The sequence below is a fragment of the Sphingorhabdus sp. genome (genome assembly GCF_046596595.1).
Taxonomy (GTDB): Bacteria; Pseudomonadota; Alphaproteobacteria; order Sphingomonadales; family Sphingomonadaceae; genus Sphingorhabdus_B.
Genome location: NZ_JBKJMB010000072.1, coordinates 1 through 2,449, shown reverse-complemented (window position 1 = coordinate 2,449; position 2,449 = coordinate 1). Strand labels below are relative to the sequence as shown.

The window sequence follows — 2,449 nt, the reverse complement described above, 5'->3', positions numbered from 1 at the left end:
CGCCGCCGATCAACTGCGTCTTTTCATCGAGCGCATTGAACGACTGGAAGAAGAGAAAAAAGGCATCGCCGACGACATTCGCGACGTCTATTCCGAAGCCAAGAGCCAAGGCTATGACGCAAAGATCATGCGGCAAATCGTGCGCTTGCGCAAAATGAGCCAGGACGATCGTCAGGAAATGGAAGCAATCCTCGACACCTACAAATCGGCATTAGGGCTGGCGTAATTGCCCTTGGTATAATTGCAAAAAAGACTCGTCATCCTGAACTTGTTTCAGGATAACGTACGACAGTCATTTGTTATCCTGAAACAAGTTCAGGATGACGATTGTTGAAAAGGAGAAGTCCCATGCTCATGACCACCACCACATCTGTTGAAGGCCAACCCGTCCGCGAATATCTTGGCGTGGTAACCGGCGAATGCATCGTTGGCGCGAACATCTTCAAGGATTTGTTCGCGGGCATTCGCGATATCGTCGGCGGCCGTGCAGGCGCATATGAAAATTCGCTGCGCGACGCCCGCGAAATCGCACTAGCCGAACTTGCCGCCGAAGCCCGCAAGCTCGGCGCGGATGGCGTCATCGGCATTGACCTCGATTATGAAGTGCTCGGCAAGGAAGGATCCATGCTCATGGTCACGGCTTCGGGAACTGCGGTAAAGTTGAGTTAAGTTAGGACTCCAGCCATACCGCAATGGCCGCAATCAGCACGACGGAGCTATTCAATGCACTATGCAGCAATATAGACGCCCGAAGTCCAAACCTTAATCGGGCAAATGCCAGTAATGGACCGGCCAGCAATTGCGGCAGAACCATTGGCACGGTCGTGAGGAGCGCGCCGCCCTCATAATTTGTCATGTGCAGTAACCCGAATACAGCCGCTACCGTCCAGAAAATGAACGGGAAATACCGCTCAAAAAACCAAATCGGTTTGGCATTCGCTCTGGTCCGGAAGAATATCTCCAAGTAGAGGCCAACTATTCCCGCCAGAATCGCAAAAAGCAGAAAACGACGCGCCGATAGTGGCAAGTCGCGTATCGGTTCGGCAAATACCACAAGTAAAATGACAGCCGCTACTATCGACACTAACATCGAAATTTGACGCGGTGTGCCTCTAAGCCATCCTCGAAATATTAACTCTTCAACAATCGGGGCTACTATTCCAGCAGCTAACCAAAACGTCCAGAGGCTGTCATAATTGTCAAAACCATTATGTTCCGGCACATCCAGTTCAAACGCAATAAGCAGTTCTTCGTAACTAATGTTGAAAAATATCAACGGAATAAATAGCAGAAGGTTGAAGAGAAAGAGCAATAATATCTGCCGCCAGATAAGCGGCGACCATTTGGTATCTGCCGCACCTATAGTCGGGCGCCTCAAAAACGACCAAAGTTCAGGAAAGATTTGAATTGCATCCCGCCAAACTCCCGGCCGACGCTCGCTATTTATCATTTATTCACGCCCAAAATGCACCGCAGCTCGAATGCTCCGCTTATGTTCAGAAAATAACTATTTTCTAATATGTTACAAGCAATTTGTGTTGTCGGAACGCACGGCGCGTCGACATTGATCCAAGCTATCGTCTTTCATATAAAACTGAAGCCGTCATGGGTGATGTTCCGCGTATGCGCGCCAAGGCAACAAAAGCTCTCATCGGCAGGTGACGAAGCGGTGTTGCCCTATTCCCCATCCCTGATGTAAGGGCGCGGCTTCATTTCCTTTAGCCAGAGAAGAGCAGAGCCATGGCAGGCCATAGCAAATTCAAGAATATCCAGCATCGCAAGGGCGCGCAGGACAAAAAACGTTCGGCGCAATTCTCGAAACTTTCGCGCGAAATTACTGTTGCAGCGAAAATGGGCATGCCCGATCCGGACATGAACCCGCGGCTTCGTCTTGCGGTCAATGCGGCCAAGGCGCAATCGATGCCCAAGGACAATATTCAACGCGCGATCGACAAAGCGGCTGGCGGCGACGCCGAAAGCTACGATGAAATGCGTTACGAAGGCTATGGCCCGGGCGGCGTTGCGATCATTGTCGAGGCGCTGACCGACAACCGCAACCGTACCGCGACCAATGTGCGCACGGCATTCAGCAAAAATGGCGGCAACCTCGGCGCGTCGGGCGCGGTCAGCCACGGTTTCGACCGGATGGGCCTGATCACCTACCCCGCCAAGGCCGGTGACGCGGACAGCGTGTTTGAAGCCGCGTTAGAGGCTGGCGCAGAAGACGTGGAGTCCAGCGAAGACGAACACAGCATCTGGACCAGCATGGACGCGCTGCACGAAGTGGCCAAAGCGCTTGAGGCGACCCTTGGCGAGGCGGAAAGTGCCAAGCTTGCCTGGAAACCGCAATTATTGGTCGAAGTCGACGAAGCCAACGCCGCGACCTTACTCAAGATGATTGACGCATTGGAAGATGATGATGACGTCCAGACCGTCTGGGGCAATTTCG

Annotated in this window: 4 protein-coding genes; 3 read left to right on the top strand and 1 reads right to left on the bottom strand. The window is 52.5% G+C overall.

Annotation, left to right across the window (positions count from 1 at the left end; genetic code table 11):
- On the top strand, positions 1 to 226 hold a 226-nt coding region (locus ACLL9E_RS07485; RefSeq protein ID WP_411291117.1), incomplete at its 5' end, for a DUF2312 domain-containing protein.
- 122 nt (positions 227 to 348) lie between these two features.
- A complete protein-coding gene (locus tag ACLL9E_RS07480) occupies positions 349 to 669 on the top strand; it encodes a heavy metal-binding domain-containing protein (protein WP_411291116.1) in 321 nt (106 codons plus the stop codon).
- Between the two features lies 1 nt (position 670).
- On the opposite strand, the gene ACLL9E_RS07475 is transcribed toward ACLL9E_RS07480, so the two are convergent.
- Positions 671 to 1,378 (bottom strand): type II CAAX prenyl endopeptidase Rce1 family protein, encoded by a 708-nt coding sequence (locus ACLL9E_RS07475; RefSeq protein WP_411291115.1) that lies wholly within the window; start codon positions 1,376 to 1,378, stop codon positions 671 to 673.
- A gap of 362 nt (positions 1,379 to 1,740) precedes the next feature.
- Between ACLL9E_RS07475 and ACLL9E_RS07470 the strand changes: the two genes are divergently transcribed.
- Positions 1,741 to 2,449 (top strand): YebC/PmpR family DNA-binding transcriptional regulator (locus tag ACLL9E_RS07470; protein ID WP_411291114.1); only part of this gene is annotated, 709 nt, incomplete at its 3' end.